Source organism: Marisediminitalea oceani, assembly GCF_003731635.1.
Lineage (GTDB): Bacteria > Pseudomonadota > Gammaproteobacteria > Enterobacterales > Alteromonadaceae > Alteromonas > Alteromonas oceani.
In genome coordinates, this window is sequence record NZ_RCUA01000070.1 from 26,198 (window position 1) to 44,484 (window position 18,287).

At 50.2% G+C, this 18,287-nt stretch carries 20 protein-coding genes; all 20 read right to left on the bottom strand.

Annotated elements, in window-relative coordinates; genetic code table 11:
- Window positions 1-326 precede the first annotated feature (326 nt).
- The 20 genes from D9T21_RS17705 to fliL all read right to left on the bottom strand — a co-directional run bounded on the left by D9T21_RS17705 (window position 327) and on the right by fliL (window position 18,216).
- The gene (locus D9T21_RS17705) at window positions 327-743 is read right to left on the bottom strand and encodes a DUF2802 domain-containing protein (RefSeq protein WP_123326517.1); all 417 of its coding nucleotides are present in this window, start codon (window positions 741-743) and stop codon (window positions 327-329) included.
- A 24-nt stretch (window positions 744-767) separates the two neighbouring features.
- Window positions 768-1,256 carry a chemotaxis protein CheW gene (locus D9T21_RS17710; protein ID WP_123326519.1) on the bottom strand — a complete coding sequence of 163 codons (489 nt, stop codon included), beginning with the start codon at window positions 1,254-1,256 and terminating at the stop codon, window positions 768-770.
- An 18-nt stretch (window positions 1,257-1,274) separates the two neighbouring features.
- Window positions 1,275-2,039, bottom strand: a complete 765-nt coding sequence (locus D9T21_RS17715; RefSeq protein WP_123326521.1) for a chemotaxis protein CheW — start codon at window positions 2,037-2,039, stop codon at window positions 1,275-1,277.
- A gap of 1 nt (window position 2,040) precedes the next feature.
- On the bottom strand, window positions 2,041-2,808 hold the full coding sequence (locus tag D9T21_RS17720) for a ParA family protein (protein ID WP_123326523.1): 768 nt from the start codon (window positions 2,806-2,808) through the stop codon (window positions 2,041-2,043).
- Window positions 2,809-2,839: 31 nt separating this feature from the next.
- Window positions 2,840-4,012: a protein-glutamate methylesterase/protein-glutamine glutaminase gene (locus D9T21_RS17725; protein ID WP_123326525.1), complete on the bottom strand. Its 1,173-nt coding sequence runs from the start codon at window positions 4,010-4,012 to the stop codon at window positions 2,840-2,842.
- A gap of 26 nt (window positions 4,013-4,038) precedes the next feature.
- The gene (locus D9T21_RS17730) at window positions 4,039-6,291 is read right to left on the bottom strand and encodes a chemotaxis protein CheA (protein WP_123326527.1); all 2,253 of its coding nucleotides are present in this window, start codon (window positions 6,289-6,291) and stop codon (window positions 4,039-4,041) included.
- Between the two features lie 12 nt (window positions 6,292-6,303).
- Window positions 6,304-7,053, bottom strand: a complete 750-nt coding sequence (locus D9T21_RS17735) for a protein phosphatase CheZ (RefSeq protein WP_123326529.1) — start codon at window positions 7,051-7,053, stop codon at window positions 6,304-6,306.
- Window positions 7,054-7,087: 34 nt separating this feature from the next.
- Complete coding sequence (gene cheY, locus D9T21_RS17740) at window positions 7,088-7,471, bottom strand: chemotaxis response regulator CheY (protein WP_105933536.1); 384 nt, start codon at window positions 7,469-7,471, stop codon at window positions 7,088-7,090.
- Between the two features lie 44 nt (window positions 7,472-7,515).
- The gene (locus tag D9T21_RS17745; protein ID WP_123326531.1) at window positions 7,516-8,244 is read right to left on the bottom strand and encodes an RNA polymerase sigma factor FliA; all 729 of its coding nucleotides are present in this window, start codon (window positions 8,242-8,244) and stop codon (window positions 7,516-7,518) included.
- Window position 8,245: 1 nt separating this feature from the next.
- Entirely contained in the window at window positions 8,246-9,106 is an 861-nt protein-coding gene (locus D9T21_RS17750) for a MinD/ParA family protein (protein ID WP_105933534.1), read from the bottom strand.
- Window positions 9,103-10,458, bottom strand: coding sequence for a flagellar biosynthesis GTPase FlhF (flhF, locus tag D9T21_RS17755; RefSeq protein WP_123326532.1), 1,356 nt, complete (start codon window positions 10,456-10,458; stop codon window positions 9,103-9,105). The genes D9T21_RS17750 and flhF overlap by 4 nt, the downstream gene beginning before the upstream one ends.
- Before the next feature lie 33 nt (window positions 10,459-10,491).
- Window positions 10,492-12,594 carry a flagellar biosynthesis protein FlhA gene (gene flhA, locus D9T21_RS17760; RefSeq protein WP_123326534.1) on the bottom strand — a complete coding sequence of 701 codons (2,103 nt, stop codon included), beginning with the start codon at window positions 12,592-12,594 and terminating at the stop codon, window positions 10,492-10,494.
- A gap of 176 nt (window positions 12,595-12,770) precedes the next feature.
- Window positions 12,771-13,895 (bottom strand): flagellar biosynthesis protein FlhB, encoded by a 1,125-nt coding sequence (flhB, locus tag D9T21_RS17765; protein ID WP_123326536.1) that lies wholly within the window; start codon window positions 13,893-13,895, stop codon window positions 12,771-12,773.
- Window positions 13,896-13,910: 15 nt separating this feature from the next.
- On the bottom strand, window positions 13,911-14,693 hold the full coding sequence (gene fliR / locus D9T21_RS17770) for a flagellar biosynthetic protein FliR (protein ID WP_123326538.1): 783 nt from the start codon (window positions 14,691-14,693) through the stop codon (window positions 13,911-13,913).
- Window positions 14,694-14,963: a flagellar biosynthesis protein FliQ gene (gene fliQ / locus D9T21_RS17775; protein ID WP_123326540.1), complete on the bottom strand. Its 270-nt coding sequence runs from the start codon at window positions 14,961-14,963 to the stop codon at window positions 14,694-14,696.
- Between the two features lie 4 nt (window positions 14,964-14,967).
- Window positions 14,968-15,717 (bottom strand): flagellar type III secretion system pore protein FliP, encoded by a 750-nt coding sequence (fliP, locus tag D9T21_RS17780; RefSeq protein WP_105933528.1) that lies wholly within the window; start codon window positions 15,715-15,717, stop codon window positions 14,968-14,970.
- 1 nt (window position 15,718) lies between these two features.
- Window positions 15,719-16,210, bottom strand: coding sequence for a flagellar biosynthetic protein FliO (gene fliO, locus D9T21_RS17785; protein ID WP_105933527.1), 492 nt, complete (start codon window positions 16,208-16,210; stop codon window positions 15,719-15,721).
- A complete protein-coding gene (gene fliN, locus D9T21_RS17790) occupies window positions 16,170-16,580 on the bottom strand; it encodes a flagellar motor switch protein FliN (protein ID WP_105933526.1) in 411 nt (136 codons plus the stop codon). Before fliN ends, fliO begins: the two co-directional genes overlap by 41 nt.
- A gap of 34 nt (window positions 16,581-16,614) precedes the next feature.
- The gene (gene fliM / locus D9T21_RS17795) at window positions 16,615-17,673 is read right to left on the bottom strand and encodes a flagellar motor switch protein FliM (protein ID WP_123326542.1); all 1,059 of its coding nucleotides are present in this window, start codon (window positions 17,671-17,673) and stop codon (window positions 16,615-16,617) included.
- A gap of 12 nt (window positions 17,674-17,685) precedes the next feature.
- Window positions 17,686-18,216, bottom strand: coding sequence for a flagellar basal body-associated protein FliL (gene fliL / locus D9T21_RS17800; RefSeq protein ID WP_123326544.1), 531 nt, complete (start codon window positions 18,214-18,216; stop codon window positions 17,686-17,688).
- Window positions 18,217-18,287 lie beyond the last annotated feature (71 nt).

Genomic DNA, 18,287 nt, shown 5'->3' on the forward strand with positions numbered 1-18,287 from the left:
TGTGTGTCCGGGCAATTTGCTGATTATGTGCGCAACATTGCCTTAAGTAGGGCATTGTGAACGCCAATAATTAACATCACTTACACATTTTTTTTACATTAGGGTTATTTTTTTGCACAACCTGATTGTTCAATAAGTAAACTGTCGCATTTACCAGATTGAGTAACGGAATTAACAATAAACATAATTAAAACAGCTATTTATAGATAACACTAGACAGATAAACAAAAAGCTATGCAGGCTTAGTCTGGCGAAAAAACCAATCTACAGTGAAGGTGGGGTTAACGATGTTGGTGAATTTTTACTCGCGCGGAGCGAAGGTCAGCCTATTTGGGCTGATGGATGTTCATCAGCAACTGGACTTCCGCTAAGGGCAGATCGCAGTTGTGCATGACTTCCTCGGCACTGGCACCGGACTGAATCATTTCAGCGGCACGTTGATACAGGCGACTGTCGGGATCCTGCTCACCTAAGGCGGTAAATTGCTGTTGTAAAGCAACCAGTGTCGCTTCGGTTTGTTCGGTATTTTTAGCTACCACCAGACTACGCGCCTGAATCTCTTCAAGCGTACTGGCGTTGATATGGAGTTGCTTTTTCAGAGCGCTGAGCTGCTGTTGTTGCTGTACCAGCGCTTCGGTCAGCCGTGCATTGCTGCGACGACTGGCAAACCAGAGTACGATGGTAAAAAGCACCGAAAGGCATAAAGCAGCAACGGCTATCAGTAAAGACAGATTAACTTCCATGTGAAGTAAGAACGGCCGTTTAATTTACAGACTGCTTAGCTCGTCCCATTCCTCGTCGCTGAGAAGTTTATTGAGATCAACCAGAATAAGCAGCTCGCCGTCGCGGTTACTGACACCCTGAATAAACTTAGCGCTTTCCTCGGTGCCCACATTTGGCGCACTGTCGATTTCTGAAGACTTGAGGTAAACCACTTCGGCAACGCTATCTACCAGAATACCCACCACCTGTTCATCAGACTCAATAATGACCACACGGGTGTTATCGGTAACTTCTTCCGGTGGTAGCCCGAAGCGAGCGCGGGTATCAATAACGGTGACCACGTTACCACGCAGGTTAATAATACCTAACACGTAATCCGGCGCTCCAGGTACCGGAGCGATCTCAGAGTAACGTAATACTTCCTGCACCTGCATTACATTAATACCGTAGGTTTCCTCGCCTAACCGATAGGTTACCCATTGCAATACCTGATCGTCGACATTGCCTGCGTTATTATTTCTGTCATCACTCATGCACTTGGCTCCACTTGACTATAGTACCTGGTCTTTACTGCCCAAGCCGTTATTCAGCATTGATATTAGTTCATCAACATCCAACAATGCACACATTTTATTTTTTACCATACCGGCGAGCCAGGGACGCTTTGCATTCGCCTGACGCCATTTCACGTCGTCCTTGCTTAGGGTCACTGTATTAACCAGTTTTTCGCTGGCTAACCCCCACGGACTATCGCCTAACATAATGAGATACTGATAGTTTAGCTTATCCGCCAGAGTTTGGTCGTATTTTTCCGGCATAACCCATCGCGCGGTATCCACAACGCTTAATTTTTCTTCCCGATGCAGCATGACACCCATAAACCAGGCTGGTTTACCGAATAACGGACCAATTTTGGTCAGGTTATGAATACCGCCCAGGGTAATCAGCGGCACTGCCAGAGTTAAACCGGCCACTTCAAAAAACAATGCCTGGAACGCGTTATCCAAGCGTTCTTCAAGAGGTTTTAAAGGCACACCTGGAGGCGGCACCGCAGCTTTCTCTTCAACCCTCGCTATAACTTCAGCGATGACTTCTTCGGCGGCAATGTCCTGTTCGGTTTCAACCGGCTCGCTTACTGGTGGAGACACAGGTGGAAGTGTCGCCTCCGGTACTTCCGGCGTCAGCTCTACCGTTGCCTTTTCTAACAGCCTGGCGGTACGCGCCGTTACGTCTGCCGGATCTTCGACATCGCGTAATAAACTGCTGAGGTATTCTTCCATCACCTCTTCTTTAGCAAACGGTGTATCTTTGCTCATATTAGTCACTATCCAGGACGTTGAGTAATTTCTCGTAAGCAAACACGCCACGAGCTTTGGGATACACTATGGATGCCGGCGCCTGCATCTGGCTGGCGTCCCGGAATCGCGTATCCACTGGTATCATACCTTTCCAAATCTGTTCTTTGTAGTCCAGCAGCAATTGTTTCTGGGCTGCTATGGCAGCGTTAATACGCTTGTCAAACATGGTCGGCACTATGATCGTATCAAAATTCCGCGACAGGGTTTTACCCATAATTTTGAGCGTATGCATCATCCTGTCGAGTCCTTTCAGGGCTAAAAACTCTGTTTGCACCGGCACGATCACCTTCTGACAGGCCGCCAGAGCATTAACCATAAGCACGCCCAATACCGGCGGACAATCGATTAGCACATAGTCAAATTGCGACTCAATTTGTTGCAGTGCTTTTTTCAGCACCAGCCCCATCCCAATCTGGTTGCCCAGCGACCGGTCTAAGGTAGCCAGGGCCATGGTGGATGGCAGAATAAACAGGCTGTCGAGCTTACTGGGACATAAACAATCCAGTACTTTATCGTCACTTAAGCCCGAAGGATTAGCAAAAATGTCATACACCGAGCTGGAAAGCTCTTCTGAATCAATGCCGAAGTAATAACTTAGCGAAGCATGGGGATCCATATCTACCAGTAAAACGTTAAAGCCACGTTTTGCCAGTATCCCGCCCAGAGTGACCGTCGTGGTGGTTTTACCGACGCCACCTTTCTGATTGGCTATGGTCCAAATTTTCAACGCTTCTCTCCCGCCTGCCAGTAATTATCGATCAGGACATTTCGGTTTTAATGCATTCACCAATGTCATTAATGTCAATATTCACTTCGGCAAGTCTGTCGACCGTTACCGCCTGTGGCATACCATACACCACGCTGCTGTCTTTATCCTGCGCCCAGACCTTCGCGCCCAGCGATTTCAGTGTCCGGCACCCTTCCCGGCCATCGGCCCCCATTCCGGTCAGAATAACCGCCAGGGTATCGCCACCGTATATTTTTGACAGGCTGTTAAAGGTAATATCCACACTGGGCTTGTAGCCAATATCCGAGGAGTTTACCTCTTTGATCACAATGTAAGTATGACCGGCGCGCTTTTCGACTTCCATCTGCTTACCCCCAGGCGCCAGATAGGCACAGCCCGCCTGCACAACCTCGCCGTGTTCAGCCTCTTTTACCCGAATCTGACAGTGCTGATTCAACCGTTCAGCAAACGCATGGGTGAAGGTACCCGGCATATGCTGAATCAGAAAGATCGGAAAAGGAAACCGCGCCGGCAAATGCGTTAACACTTTTTGCAGTGCAACGGGACCACCGGTTGACGCACCAATTGCCAGGCAGCGATAGCGCTTGCCACTGCGTTGAACCTGCGACACCACGACCGGTTCAGCTGTGTCCTTACTGCCACTGAGCAAGGTAGAACTTCTGACAAAAGTAGATTTAGGCGCATTCGCCGGCATTGATCGCGTCGGTTTAGCCGGTTGCGGCGGTGCCTTTTTTAGCAGACTGGCTGGACGCGGCGTGGGCCGGGGTCGAAGCGACGCAACCGGAGCCCGGCGCGCCAGTAAACGCACTTTGGTTCTTAACAGCGTTGCTGCATCACTGCGATCTTTAGCGATGTCCTCAAAACGCTTGGGCAAAAAGTCTACCGCACCGGCTTCCAGCGCATCCAGTGTGGCGGTAGCACCTTCATGGGTCAGCGACGAAAACATGATAATCGACACCGGACATTCGGCCATTATACGCTTAACCGCTTCAATGCCGTCCATCAACGGCATCTCAACGTCCATGGTGACCACATCCGGGCGCAGCGCTTTAACTTTTTCTACGGCTTCGCCCCCGTTGGCAGCTTCACCGACCACTTCCAGTGACCGGTCTTCGTTCAGAATATCTTTGACCCGACGGCGATAAAAGCTGGAATCGTCAACAACCAGGACTTTAAAAGCCATTCAATAACAATCCTCTTCTCTACGCCTTATTTGATCGCTTTGCGGGCGTATCGCTTAAGTAGGCTCGGAATATCCAAAATCAGTGCAATACCGCCGTCTGAGGTAATGGTTGCTCCGGCCATACCAGGGGTACCTTGCAGTAAGGCGTCCAGAGGTTTAATGACCACCTCCTCCTGACCGATCAAGGCATCCACCACAAAGCCCACCTGTTTGGTACCCATTTGCACCACAACCACATGACCTTTGTTTCGTTCGATATTTTTAGGACCACGGATCAGCCATTCGCCGAGGAAAAACAGCGGTATCGCCTTAGAGCGAACTATCATGGTTAACTGACCATCTACGGTGTTGGTCTTTTTAATATCCATGTTTATGATTTCGCTCACCGCGCCCAGTGGTAACGCAAAGGTCTGTTTGCCTACCACGATCATCAGCGTTGGCAGAATCGCCAGCGTCAGCGGTACCTTGATTTCCAAACGGGTACCACGACCCAGTTGAGAATCAATATTGACGGTACCGTTGAGTTGGTTGATCTTGGTTTTTACCACGTCCATACCCACGCCACGGCCAGAAATATCACTGATTTCTGTTTTGGTTGAAAACCCTGGTGCAAAAATCAGATTAAACGCTTCAACATCAGACATACGCGCTGCCGCATCGGCATCGAGTACGCCTCGGGAAATCGCAATGTCTTTCAGTTTATCAGGGTCCATCCCCTTACCGTCATCTTCGATGACCAGTAATATGTGATCCCCTTCCTGTGACGCTGACAGTTTAACTTTACCCATGCGGGGTTTGCCTGCTGCCTGCCGATCATCCGGCATTTCAATACCGTGATCCACCGAGTTTCGCACCAGGTGAACCAGCGGATCGGCCAGTGCTTCTACCAGGTTTTTATCCAGATCGGTTTCTTCCCCTTCCAGTTCAAGGGTGATTTCTTTCTTCAGGCTGCGCGCCAAATCCCTTACCACCCGGGGGAAGCGACCAAATACTTTTTTGATTGGCTGCATGCGGGTTTGCATTACTGCCCCCTGCAGGTCGCCGGTCACGACATCCAGATTAGCAATGGCCTTGGACATTGACTCATCGTTAATACTAATACCCAGACTCAGCAGTCGGTTACGCACCAATACCAGCTCACCAACCATGTTCATGATCTGATCAAGGCGGCGGGTATCCACCCGAACCGTTGTTTCTGCCTGTGGCGCTGCAGGTGGAGCCTTTTTCTCTTCTTTTTTGGCGGCAGGCTCTGCTGCTTTAGCAGGAGCTGCCGGCTTGCTTTCAGCTTTGGCTGGCGCAGGCGCTTTAGCTGCCGGTTTGGCCGCTGGCGCTGCGGTTTTAGCCGGTTCAGGTTGGGTGTTTTCGACTTTTACCCGTGGCTTCTCAGCCGGTTTATCTGCTTTAGGTACGCCGACGCCGGGGCCTTTACCCTGACCATGTAATTGATCCAGTAAGGCTTCAAACTCGTCATCGGAGATTTCTTCATCGCCTCCCGACTCAGAAGGCGGAGCCGGACTGGCCGGTGGCGGGGTCGCAGGTGCTGCAGCTTCACCGCCAAATTGCCCCTTACCATGTAACTCATCGAGCAGCGCTTCAAACTCATCGTCAGTAATGTCTTCATCACCACCGCTGCTGGCAGTTGGCGCTGGTGTTGGTGTGGGCGCCGGAGTTGGCGCTTTAGCGGCCGATGCGCCTGGCGCACCACCGGTACCATGCAGCTCATCCAGCAGCGCTTCAAACTCATCTTCTGTGATGTCTTCAATCAGCTCTGACGGGCTGCCTGTAGTGGCAGTCTCTTCTTCCAGCTCGAAAGTTTCTTCTTCAACAGGTTCAGCTTCGGCAGCGGGCGCTTCGTTCTGAGTGTCGTCAAAGATATTTTCATCCGGAGTTTCCGGATTGCTCAATTTATGCAGTGTTTCAACCAGCGCCGCGTCAGCCGGTTCCAGCGGCTCGCGCATTTTGACCTTTTCAAACATCTCAACCACAACGTCGGTGGCTTGCAGGATAGTATCCATGAGCTCCGGCGTAAGAGAACGCTGGCCATTGCGCATAACGTCAAATACGTTTTCCGCGCCGTGGCATATTTCGACCAGTTCAGTTAGTGACAGAAATCCGGCACCACCTTTTACGGTGTGATAACCCCTGAATATGGCATTGAGAAGGTCCTTATCCTCTGGATTATTTTCCAGATCGACTAACTGCTCCTGGAGTTGCTCAAGAATTTCTCCGGCTTCAACCAGAAAATCCTGCAAAATATCTTCATCGACATCAAAAGACATGTATCCGCTCCCCTAAAAACCCAGGCTGGATAAAAGGTCATCCACATCATCCTGGCCAGACACCACATCGTCACGCGACTCGGCATCAATAATTGGCCCTTCAGCAACAATTGCTTTTTCGACCTTCGGCTGCGACGTTTTGGTTGCTTTTGTCGCTTCTGCACCGCCAAACACAGTAAGCATGTGGACCAGACTGTCTTCTACTTCTTTTACCAATTCAATTACGCGCCGGATAACCTGACCGGTTAAGTCCTGATACCCTTGCGCCATCAGCACTTCGGTGAGTAGCCCCATCATCTTATCGGCATCAGCCACGGAAGACTCAAGGTGTTTATCCAGGTCAAGACACATGGATTTAAATTCGTCGAGTTCGATTTCGCGGTTCATCAATTTTTTCCACTCAGGCATCAGGCTGTCTAATTGCCCTTTCATGGTTTCCACAATCGACATGCTCTGTTCAACAGCATCCATTGTAGTATTAGCCGCTTTTTCGGTTTCTTCAATAACGTAGGTTAATCGGGTCTGCGCATCCGGGATATCTTCGTTCGCCAAACCGGCAATCCGTTCATCCAGTTGAAAATTATTTAATGAGTCATGCAGCTGACGGGTAAGCTTACCCACCTCAGCGAATAATTCGACAGACTCTTTCATGGTGACAGCGTCAAGCAGGGCATTAGCAGAATCGGTATCACCTTCTTCCAAAAAGGTAACCAACTGCTTCGCTTCATCCAGCGTAATGGGGACTTTCTTATTTTCAGTCATCCAGTTGTCCTCGGCGGTTAAACACGTTACTGGATTAACCTAAACGTTCAAAAATCTTTTCTAGTTTTTCTTTTAGTGTTGCGGCAGTGAACGGTTTAACCACGTAGCCATTAACACCCGCCTGGGCAGCGGCTACGATTTGTTCCTTTTTCGCCTCTGCAGTCACCATCAGTACCGGTAGATGCTTCAGGCTATCGTCTGCACGAATCGCGCGCAGCAGGTCTATACCCTGCATGCCAGGCATGTTCCAGTCGGTTACCACAAAGTCAAAGTCGCCTTGCTGCAGCATTGGCAGCGCAGTACTTCCATCATCGGCCTCCTGAATATTGGAAAAGCCGAGATCTTTGAGTAAGTTTTTGATAATACGTCTCATCGTAGAAAAATCATCTACCACGAGAATTTTCATATTCTTATCCAAAATTGCCTCCAGTGAGGATAGTCATATTGTTAGTATAGTTAATGTTACTCACCAGTCTGCCAGGACCGCATGCGCGCTTTAAGTTTTAACATCGCCTGGCTGTGAATTTGACTGACCCGTGATTCACTTACCTCGAGAACCTCGCCGATTTCCCGCAGGTTTAATTCTTCGTCATAATACAAGGATAGTACGATAGCTTCACGCTCTGGTAATGTAGTAATAGCATGCGCCAGCGCTTTTTGAAATGAACCTTGCATTAAATCTTCCAGCGGCGAATCCGTGCCCCGCGACTCATCCGTCGCGATCACGTCTTCAGACACGCCTAAGTCTTCAATACCAACCAGTTTGCCGGCATTGACCTCTGATAACATCTGGTGGTATTCGGGTAGCGACACATTGAGCTTAGCAGCAATGTCGACATCCCGTGCATCCCTCCCGGTTTCACGCTCTACCTGGGAAATCGCATCAGAAATGGCCCGGCCATTTTTATGCACTGATCGGGGTGTCCAGTCGCCCTTGCGAATTTCATCCAGCATGGCACCACGGATGCGAATTCCGGCAAACGTTTCGAAACTAGCCCCTTTACTGCCATCAAAGTTTTTCGCAGCCTCAAGCAGGCCAATCATACCGGCCTGGATCAGGTCATCAACAATTACACTGGCTGGCAGCCGCGCCATTAAATGGTGAGCAATACGTTTAACTAAAGAAGCATGTCGCTCAACCAGCTGCGCTTTATCGGTTTGTTGTTTGTACGCTGCAGCTTTGCTATTCACGCTATCTCCCTGCCACCTTCGACGCGATCAATTGCTCAACGAAGAACTCAAGGTGTCCGCCAGGCTGCGCCGGGATAGGCCAGGTCAGGGCTTTTGTAGCCAGTTGACCAATGGCGACCGATGCCGGAGAAGATGGGAATGCATCAACAATGGCGGTTTGTTTACGAACCGCCCGGCGAATATTTTCATCAAAGGGAATGGTTGCCACTAATTCCAGCGCCACGTCGAGGAAGCGACCGGTAACTTTCGACAACTTACTGAATAATTCCTGCCCCTCGCGCACGTCTCTGACCATGTTGGCCACAATCTTAAAACGGAAAATGCCGTGATCGCGGTTAAGGATCTTAATTAATGCGTAGGCGTCGGTAAGTGAAGTTGGTTCGTCACATACCACTACCAGAATGTCCTGGGATGCTCTCGAAAAGCTCAGCACCATATCAGAGATACCCGCGGCCGTATCGACAATAAGCACGTCGATTTGCGAACGCAGTTCACTGAACGCGCGAATGAGCCCCGCGTGCTGAGTGGGCGACAGTTCGGTCATTGACTGGGTACCAGAGGTCGCCGGAGCAATTTTGATCCCGTGCGGGCCGGTTACCAGTACTTCGTCCAGCGTGCATTCGCCGGACAACACATGAGACAGATTCTTCTCTACGCGTAATCCCAGCATCACGTCTACGTTGGCCAGGCCAAGGTCTGCATCCAGAACCATGACCTTTTTGCCCTGTTTTGCCATTGCAATAGCGGTGTTCAGAGTAACGTTGGTTTTCCCTACTCCGCCCTTACCGCCAGTAACGGCTATTACTTTGATTAATCGTGATTGATTCATCTTTCGTAAGCTACTCGCCTGGTCTTCAATCATACTGCCTGTGCTGTGTTTACATCGGAACTGCTATTAGTATGATTCAAACCATACTTTTTATAAAGCTTTGCTGCTAAAGAGATTATAGATTTTGCATTAGCAACATGAATATCCTCAGGCACCTGTTGGCCATCGGCAACATAACTGACTGGCAACTGCGCTTCAATTACATTACTGACCACCTCACCTAAACTATAGCACTCATCCAGCTTAGTGATGATACATCCTTGCAAATCAATACTCTTATAGGCATTTATTATGTGCTTAAGTGTAGCCTGTTGCGTGTTACCCTGCACAACTAAATAGTTTTTTACCTGCTGACCACTCACCTGGCCAAAGGTAGCCAGTTGGCTAATCAGGCGGCTATCGCGCTGACTAAAGCCTGCGGTATCAATCAGTACCAGGCGTTTATTACGTAACTGGAACAGCAAATCGGCTAATTGTTCACCAGACTGCGCCTTGCGAACCGGGCAACCAATTATTTTGCCGTAGGTGGCTAATTGCTCATAGGCAGCGATGCGATAAGTATCAATTGTTATAAGAGCAACCTGGTCGGCACCGTACTTTTGCGCATAACGGGCAGCCAGTTTGGCAATTGTCGTGGTTTTACCGGTGCCGGTTGGCCCGACTAATGCCACCACACCCTGTTGGGTAAGAATATCATCGTTGTTGGTGGTCAGACGATTGGACAATAGTTTTAACAGATACAACCAGGCTTCACGCTCATTGCAATCAGCCGGGGTATAAGTGACCAGTTGCGCTGCCAGCGTCTGGCTGATGCCCATATCGCAAAGCTGCTGGAGCAGGTAACGCTGCTGCGGTTTCAGCCGCGAGTGTTGCTGTTGTTGCATATCAGCCAGCTGAAACTGCAATACATTGCGTAGCGAGGCAATTTCGGCACGAATATCGGCCAGGCTGCCACCACCGCTAAGCTCAGCTTCTTCGTTTTCGGCATCAAATACCTGAGTTTCCTGCTTAGCCGGGGCAACCTCAGGAGCGGGTTTGGCAGGCGCGCGTTTTTCCGCTTCCGCATTGGCTGCTTCAACGCGCTGGGCAACGGCGGCCTTCTGCTCAGCTTGCTTTTCCAGCAGAGCACGCAGGGTATCCGGGCCATCATCACCTATAATTTCACTTAAGGTCGGCAAACCACCTTCGCTTTGCTTAGCTACCGGCGCTTTGGGTTTAGGCGGTACCGACAGTTTAGCAACCGGCTCTTTATCGTAGGCAGCTACCAGTTCGATGCCGTCGGCCACTTTGCGGTTTGACATGATCACCGCATCACTACCCAGTTCATTTTTTACCTGGCTTAATGCTTCACGCATGTCTTTGCCAAAAAATCGTCTAATTTTCATAATGACCTCTTAGGTATCAGGGCGCCTGTCAGATTACTGACCGACGGACGAAACAATGCGCACCTGCTTATCATCCGGGATTTCCTGGTATGACAATACATGCAAGCCATTCACTGCATTCTTTAAGAATCTCGACAATACCGGGCGTAACATGCCCGATGTTAATAATACGGCTGGCTCACCCGCCAGTTCCTGCTGCTGACCGGCCTGTTGCAGCGACTGTTGCAGGCGCTCAGCCAGCCCCGGTTCGATACCGGCACCATCATCACCGCCAGCCTGCAACGACTGATGTAACATCTGCTCTAATTCAGGCGCCAGAGTGATCACCGGCAGTTCTGCGCCACCGCTGTTAATTTCCTGCACGATTAAGCGTTTCAGAGCAATGCGAACTGCGGAGACCAATACGTCAGGATCCTGACTCTTCGGTGCATACTCAGTCAGCGTCTGTACGATGGTACGCATGTCGCGGATAGGCACGCCCTCGTACAACAGGGTTTGCAGGACTTTTACCACGGTCGCCAGTGACAGCAGATCCGGGATAAGTCCTTCAACCAGTTTGGGATTATGCTTGGCCAGCATATCCATCAGTTGCTGCACTTCCTCAAAACCCAGCAGCTGATAAGCATTGTTAGTCAATAACTGGCTAAGATGAGTAGCAATAACGGTAGCCGCATCAACTACGGTATAGCCCAGGGTTTGCGCATGTTCGCGCTGCGCCGGCTTAATCCACACCGCGTCCAGGCCGAAGGCCGGATCACGGGTAGCGCGTCCCTCGAGCTTGCCAAATACCTGGCCAGGATTAATGGCCAGCTCTTCGTCATGGCTGACTTCGGCATCGCCAATGGTCACACCAAGCATGGAAATGTTGTAGGCGTTAGGGTCAAGGTCCAGGTTATCACGGATGTGCACCGGCGGGATTAAAAAGCCCAGTTCCTGGGACAGCTTCTTACGAACCCCTTTAATCCGAGTCAGTAATTCGCCGCCCTGGGTTTTATCCACCAGCGGAATTAAGCGGTAGCCGACTTCCAGACCAATGGTATCCACGTGCTGAACGTCATCCCAGCCCAGTTCTTTAATCTCTGCCGGTACGTTGTCTTCAGCGTTGTTGCTGACTACCGGAGCCGGTGGTTGCTCGGCCTTGCGTTTTTCAGCATAGCTTTGGTAGTAGGCGTAGCCGCCAGCCAGTGCCGAGAAGCCAAGGAAAGCCAGATGAGGCATACCAGGCACAATCCCCATAACAAACAGGATCCCGGAAGAAATATACAGCGCCTTTTTGTTACCCAACTGGGTGGTGATCTCGCTGCCCATTTCCTGGCTTTCATTTTCACGCGTCACAATAATGGCGGTGGCCACTGACAGCAGTAATGAAGGAATTTGCGCCACCAAACCGTCACCGATGGTCAGGATGGTGTAGACCTCCAGCGCATTACCGAAAGACAGATCATGCTGAATCATACCGATAAACAGGCCGCCGACGATATTGATTAGCATAATGAACAGGCCGGCAATGGCATCGCCCTTCACAAATTTTGACGCACCGTCCATGGAACCATAAAAGTCGGCTTCAGCGGTGATATCTTCGCGACGACGGCGGGCCTCGTCCTGGTCGATATAGCCAGCGTTGAGGTCGGCATCAATAGCCATTTGTTTACCCGGCATGGCGTCAAGGGTAAAACGAGCCCCCACTTCGGAGATACGTCCGGCACCAGCGGTAACTACTTTAAAGTTAATGATCAGTAAGATAGCAAAGACAACCACACCCACAGCGTAGTTGCCGCCAATCACCACCTCACCGAAGGCTTCGATAACTTTACCGGCAGCATCGCCCCCTTCGTGGCCATACAGCAATACTACCCGGGTCGACGCGACATTGAGGGCGAGACGTAATACCGTTGCAATTAGCAGGACCAGCGGGAAGATACCAAAGTCCACCGGCCGGTTGGTCAGTACCGCAACCAGAATAATTACCAGTGAAAGCGCGATGTTGAAACTGAAAAGTACGTCGAGCAAAATCGGCGGCATGGGTAAAATCACCATACCCATAATGGCCAGCAGAACCAGAGGTACGCCTAAGCCCTGGCTTAACTGTTGAAGCCGGGTTTTATCAACACGCTGCAGATATTCTGTTAACACCATAACGAGACGTTCTCAATAACCGATTTTTGACACTAAAATTCGCTTAGAGGGACTACTTCAATCCCCGTGCCAGCTTTTTGTGTCCACGGCTTAAGTGCTCAAATTATCATCAATTGCGACATATGGGGCCTGACAGACTGCTCTCAACAGCCTGTCAGGATATGAGATACCTGAAGTTAATAACGCATATCAGGTGGGATTGGCAGGTCTCGCGCCAGTGGTTTAGGCCGCTTGGCTTTACCGGCTTTGTATTTCTTAAGCTGGAATACGTAAGCCAGTACCTGGGCAACCGCCATAAACAGTTTGTGCGGGATTTCTTCATCCACTTCTGTGGTATAGTAGATCGCCCGGGTCAGCATCGGAGAAGGAATCAGTGGCACATCATGCGCGGTGGCAATTTTTCGGATATGCATAGCCAGTTCGTCGGAGCCTTTGGCGATAACCACTGGTGCCCGCACGCCGTGTTCGTCATATTTAAGCGCCACAGAGTAATGCGTCGGGTTAGTAACAACCACGTCAGCTTTAGGCACTTCCTGCATCATTCGCCGCGCTGCCGCCTGATATTGCAGTTTACGGATCCGGCCTTTTACCTGAGGGTCACCTTCCGAGTTTTTACGCTCATCCTTAACCTGCTGCTTGGTCATTTTCATTTGTTCATTGTGCTTATACGATTGATACGGCACATCAAACAACGCAATGGGCACCATGCCAAGGGTGAGCAGAAAAAAGGCCCACTCAATCATATCCAGTGCGTGGAAGATATTCAGCGGGTAAATTTCCTGATCCAGATGCAGCGCTTCATCCTGAAATAAAGACAGTGATATCAGCGCCATAGCGCCAATAACAATAAACTTGGCAAAGGCTTTTAACAGTTCCACCAGGCCATTCACGCCAAACATCCGCTTCATACCACTTAGCGGATTAAGTTTGGAGAACCGTGGCGCAGCGGAATACCAGGTAAAGTTATAGCCGCCCAATGCAATAGAGCCATAAATCCCGGCAATCATTGACACAAACATAAATGATAGTACCGGTGTACTGACCTCGGTGATTGCCACGCCCCAGGCAGAAAACATATGGGTAGGATCGTAGGTTTCGTCCCGCGACAGGGTGAACATCCGCCCCGAAATGGCAAACAGTGCTTCGGCGATAAAACTGCCAAACAGCAACAGCATCAGACTACTCGCCACCAGCACCAGTGTGGTGGAAAGCTCTCTGGAACGAGCAATCTGCCCTTTGCTGCGGGCATCCTGTATTCGTTTCCCCGTGGGGTCTTCTGTTTTTTCTGAAGAATCAGCCATCGTCGCTCAGCCTTATCAGCTTGGACAAATCAGAAGCAGCTCACACATAAACTGTTGAGCACGTTGCCACTGATTAGCAAAGTGAGTGGAAAAATTATCCAGCGTTAACCAGATAATGATTAAGCCCATGATCTGCGCAATGGAAAAACCAATACTGAAGATATTGAGCTGTGGCGCGGCTTTGGTCATAACGCCAAACGCCAGGTTTACAATTAACAGCGAGATAATCGGTGCCAGAGCCAGGGTCAGAGCCGCCACAAACATCCAGCCAGCCCAGTGGGCAATATCACGGAGTTGCTCGGCGGCAAACCAGGCTTCGCCAATGGGAAAGGCCTCAAAACTCATTACAATCATTCTGATCATGGCCAGATGACCATCCATGCCCCAGAACAACAGCGTTGCCAGGATCAGATAAAACTGGCCCACCGCCGGCACGTTAATACCATTTACCGGATCCACGATGCTGGCAAAACCAAGGCCGGTTTGCATTGCAATGACCTGTCCGGCCAGCACAAAGGTATTGAGCACCATCATCGATAAAAAGCCCACTGCAATGCCAATTAATAACTGCTGGATACCAATTATGATGGTACCTAAATCAACCATCTGAGTGACAGGTGTGGGCGGTACTACCGGCATTATTACCAGTGTCATAAGCATCGCCAACAGCGCTTTTACCTGTGGCGGGATGGATTTGGCGCTCAGTCCAACCATCGCGGCAAACATCCCGCTGATGCGCATAAACGGCAGCAATAAATCAGCCAGAAACTGATTAATGGCGGCCAGTTCGACTTCCATTTAGCCCACCACCTGCGGAATTTGCTCAACCATATGGAAGGTAAAATCCATCAGCTTCTGCACCAGCCAGTTTCCTCCCCAGCTCAGCGCCAGCAGCGTAACAATTAAGCGCGGCAGGAAACTCATGGTTTGTTCGTTGATTGAGGTGGCCGCCTGGAAGACTGCCACCACCAGACCGACAATCATGCTCGGTACAATCACTGCCGATACCAGCAGGATCACCATAAACATTGACTCACGCAGGATTTCAACAAAGACCTCTGGGCTCATCGGGTCAGACTCCCATTCCAAAACTGGTTGCCAGGGTGCCGAAAATCAGATTCCAGCCATCCACCAGTACAAATAACATTAGTTTAAAGGGCAATGACACTATCATCGGTGACAGCATCATCATCCCCATCGCCATCAGAATTGAGGCGACCACCAGATCGATGATCAAAAACGGAATAAACAGCATAAAACCAATCTGAAATGCCGTTTTTAATTCACTGGTGACAAAGGCCGGAATAAGGATATTTAGCGGTACTTCAGTTGGATCGGCGTATTTATCTTCCTCACCGGCAATCGACACAAAGGTTTCTAAATCCTTGACCCGGGTTTGCGACAGCATAAAAGCGCGCATGGGCCCTTTTGCCTGTTCAAAGGCCTCCATGGAGGTCATTTCTTCGTCCAGATAAGGCTGTAATGCGCGAACGTTAATTTCATCGAAGACCGGTGTCATGATGAACAGTGACAAAAACAGACTCACGCCAACCAGAATCTGGTTAGAAGGTGACTGCTGCAGACCAATGGCCTGACGCAAAATTGACAGTACCACGATGATCCGGGTAAACGAGGTCATCATCATGATAAACGCCGGGATCAGGCTCAGCGCGGTCATGATAAACAGCGCCTGCAGGGTCATGGTGTAATCCTGGGTGCCATCGCCATTGTTAGTAACGGTAACGGCAGGGATACCTTGCTGAGCAACTGCTGGCAGTGACAACAACAAACCGCCCAACAGGAGTATAACGATGGCTTTCATTTTATTTGTCATCGTTGTTGTCCTTCATACCCGGATTCATTTTTTGCGCCATGGCCTGCACCAGCTTTTGTTTGAACGCTGCGCCACCACCGCTGCCAGCGGCGTTGCCGGTGACGTTTTCCAGGGGCTGTTCGAGTTTGCTGAGGTGATTGATGTTTTGGGCGGTCACGCCAATCAGGTGTTGCTCATCGCCCACCTGTAACACCATAACCCGTTCGCGGGCGCCGGCCGACAGACTGGCAATGACTTTTAACTGACCGGAACTGCCGGGAGTGACATTAAACCGTCGCATTACGTAAGCGAGGGAAAATATAATCGCGACAATCAGCAGCAATGATAGAAAAATTGACAGTACTGAGCTGGGATTGGTGATGGAGTTGGCGGCCTGCGCCTCAGCACAATACAGGGTTGAAACCAGGGAGACAAAGCATCCCCCTGTTTTGAAAGGAAATTTACCTGAGCTTTTTGATTCTCTCGATTTGACTAATAACATCCGTTAACCGAATCCCGAACTTGTCGTTGACCACTACTACTTCTCCATGAGCAATCAGCGTGCCATTTACAAGAACGTCTAACGGTTCACCTGCCACCCGATCGAGCTCAACCACAGAGCCCTGGTTTAATTGCAGCAGGTTACGGATACTAATCTGACTTCGGCCGACTTCCATGGAAATGGTCACCGGGATATCCAGAATGGTATCGAGTTTCTTCTTCTCTTCCTGGGTGATGGGCGCGTCATCAGACAGTTCGTCAAGTTCAGCTACGCGGACGCCGTCGTCGTCACCCCCTTCGCTTTCGGACTCAGCATCGGCCTGTTCAGCCATGGCTGCAGCCCAATCGTCCATACCGTCTTCTTCACTCATGATCTCGCCTCTTATCTCTTAACTTGACTTGCGATTATAAATCTTCTTCCAGTACCTGCAGTTCGGCATCGTTATCGATGATCCGGCCACCACGGGTAAGTAACTGTAACTCAGACTTCACGGAGGTAGGTCTGGGTATCTTCTCGGCAATCTTCAGGGCCAGATTTTCTCTCGACCGACCCAGCTTGGCCCGGAAGGTAGGTAAATCTTCAATCAGCACCGTAATATGCTCGGGCATTTCAATGGGGATAATATCGCCGGGCTTGAAGTTCATGACATCTCTTAATGACACCTCAAAATCCAGCATGTGCGTGCTGAGTTCCACATGCACGTCCATAATTTCATCCCGCAGCGCTTTACTCCAGCGCAGATCCGTATCTTCCTTATCGCTCTGCACACCGGCATCGAGCAGTTCACGAATGGGTTCCAGCATCGAGTAAGGCAGTGACACGTGGAAATCACCACCGCCGCCGTCCAGTTCAATATGGAATGAACTGATCACCACCACTTCTGTGGGGCTGACAATGTTAGCCATGGCCGGGTTAACTTCGGAGTCGAGGTATTCAAACGACACATCCATTACCGGTGCCCAGGCTTCCTTGTAATCCTCGAAAATGATTTTCAGCAGCATCTGAATAATGCGCCGCTCAGTGGGGGTAAACTCGCGCCCCTCAATTTTCGCGTGGTAACGGCCATCACCACCAAAGAAGTTATCCACCAGAATAAATACCAGACGTGCTTCCATAGTTATCAGGCCGGTGCCTTTTAACGGTCTGAAACGCACCATGTTCAGGCTGGTCGGTACAAACAGAGTATGAATGTACTCACCAAACTTAATCATCTGAATCCCGTTAATCGACACTTCCGCGCTGCGGCGCATCATATTGAACAAGCTCACCCGTAAATGCCGGGCGAATCGCTCATTAACAATTTCCAGTGTTGGCATTCGGCCACGAACGATACGATCCTGTGATGAAAAGTCATACTCGAGCGCCGACGAGTCCCCCGGTTCATGGGCGACTTCTTCTTCCTCGACGTCATCTACCCCATGGAGCAGCGCATCAATTTCATCTTGTGATAATAAATCGCTCACAGCGAACTCCTGCTATTGCATAACGAAGTCGGTAAACAGTACCCGTTCAACCACTTCACCACCGGCAATGTCCTTCAGTGCGTTTTGCACCGCTTCCAGGGCATTGTCTCTTAATTCAATTTTACCCGGCTCTGTTACCAGATCGTCAGCGTTACTGGCGCTGAAGGTTTGCAGCAAAGTGCCTTCGATTAAAGGAATATGCGTTTTAGCCTTTTCCTCGTTATCGGTACCACGCACCATTAACTGAACTTTAATCTGAACCAGTCTGTCACGACCGGAGCCCGGCACATTAAAAACAATCGGCCGCGGCATCGCCACATAAAGCGCTGTGCCCACACTGGCGTTAGCCTCTGGCACTGCTGCCGCCTGACCACCACCTTCGGCCGCCAGCTCTTCTGCAGCTGTTGGTTCATCGCCGCCGGCAAATAAGAAGAAGTACGCTGCACCACCACCGCCAATCAGCACTACGGCGATAATGATGATCAGCATCAACTTGCTTTTCTTACCACCGGTTTCTTCAATCTGTAACTCTTCTTCAGCCATTTTCCAACCACTCTCACATACACAAATTAGGCGTATTATGTCTGCTCACCAATAAATGGCAACGGCAAACG

Bases quoted from the DNA above. Each gene is read 5' to 3' on its own strand.
- fliR (WP_123326538.1), bottom strand. From the start codon at position 14,693: ATGGAAGTCGAACTGGCCGCCATTAATCAGTTTCTGGCTGATTTATTG.
- D9T21_RS17710 (WP_123326519.1), bottom strand. From the start codon at position 1,256: ATGAGTGATGACAGAAATAATAACGCAGGCAATGTCGACGATCAGGTA.
- D9T21_RS17725 (WP_123326525.1), bottom strand. From the start codon at position 4,012: ATGGCTTTTAAAGTCCTGGTTGTTGACGATTCCAGCTTTTATCGCCGT.
- flhB (WP_123326536.1), bottom strand. From the start codon at position 13,895: ATGGCTGATTCTTCAGAAAAAACAGAAGACCCCACGGGGAAACGAATA.
- flhF (WP_123326532.1), bottom strand. From the start codon at position 10,458: ATGAAAATTAGACGATTTTTTGGCAAAGACATGCGTGAAGCATTAAGC.
- D9T21_RS17735 (WP_123326529.1), bottom strand. From the start codon at position 7,053: ATGACTGAAAATAAGAAAGTCCCCATTACGCTGGATGAAGCGAAGCAG.
- D9T21_RS17715 (WP_123326521.1), bottom strand. From the start codon at position 2,039: ATGAGCAAAGATACACCGTTTGCTAAAGAAGAGGTGATGGAAGAATAC.
- fliN (WP_105933526.1), bottom strand. From the start codon at position 16,580: ATGAGTGAAGAAGACGGTATGGACGATTGGGCTGCAGCCATGGCTGAA.
- fliQ (WP_123326540.1), bottom strand. From the start codon at position 14,963: ATGAGCCCAGAGGTCTTTGTTGAAATCCTGCGTGAGTCAATGTTTATG.
- D9T21_RS17730 (WP_123326527.1), bottom strand. From the start codon at position 6,291: ATGTCTTTTGATGTCGATGAAGATATTTTGCAGGATTTTCTGGTTGAA.
- fliP (WP_105933528.1), bottom strand. From the start codon at position 15,717: ATGAAAGCCATCGTTATACTCCTGTTGGGCGGTTTGTTGTTGTCACTG.
- D9T21_RS17750 (WP_105933534.1), bottom strand. From the start codon at position 9,106: ATGATTGAAGACCAGGCGAGTAGCTTACGAAAGATGAATCAATCACGA.
- fliL (WP_123326544.1), bottom strand. From the start codon at position 18,216: ATGGCTGAAGAAGAGTTACAGATTGAAGAAACCGGTGGTAAGAAAAGC.
- flhA (WP_123326534.1), bottom strand. From the start codon at position 12,594: ATGGTGTTAACAGAATATCTGCAGCGTGTTGATAAAACCCGGCTTCAA.
- fliO (WP_105933527.1), bottom strand. From the start codon at position 16,210: ATGTTATTAGTCAAATCGAGAGAATCAAAAAGCTCAGGTAAATTTCCT.
- D9T21_RS17705 (WP_123326517.1), bottom strand. From the start codon at position 743: ATGGAAGTTAATCTGTCTTTACTGATAGCCGTTGCTGCTTTATGCCTT.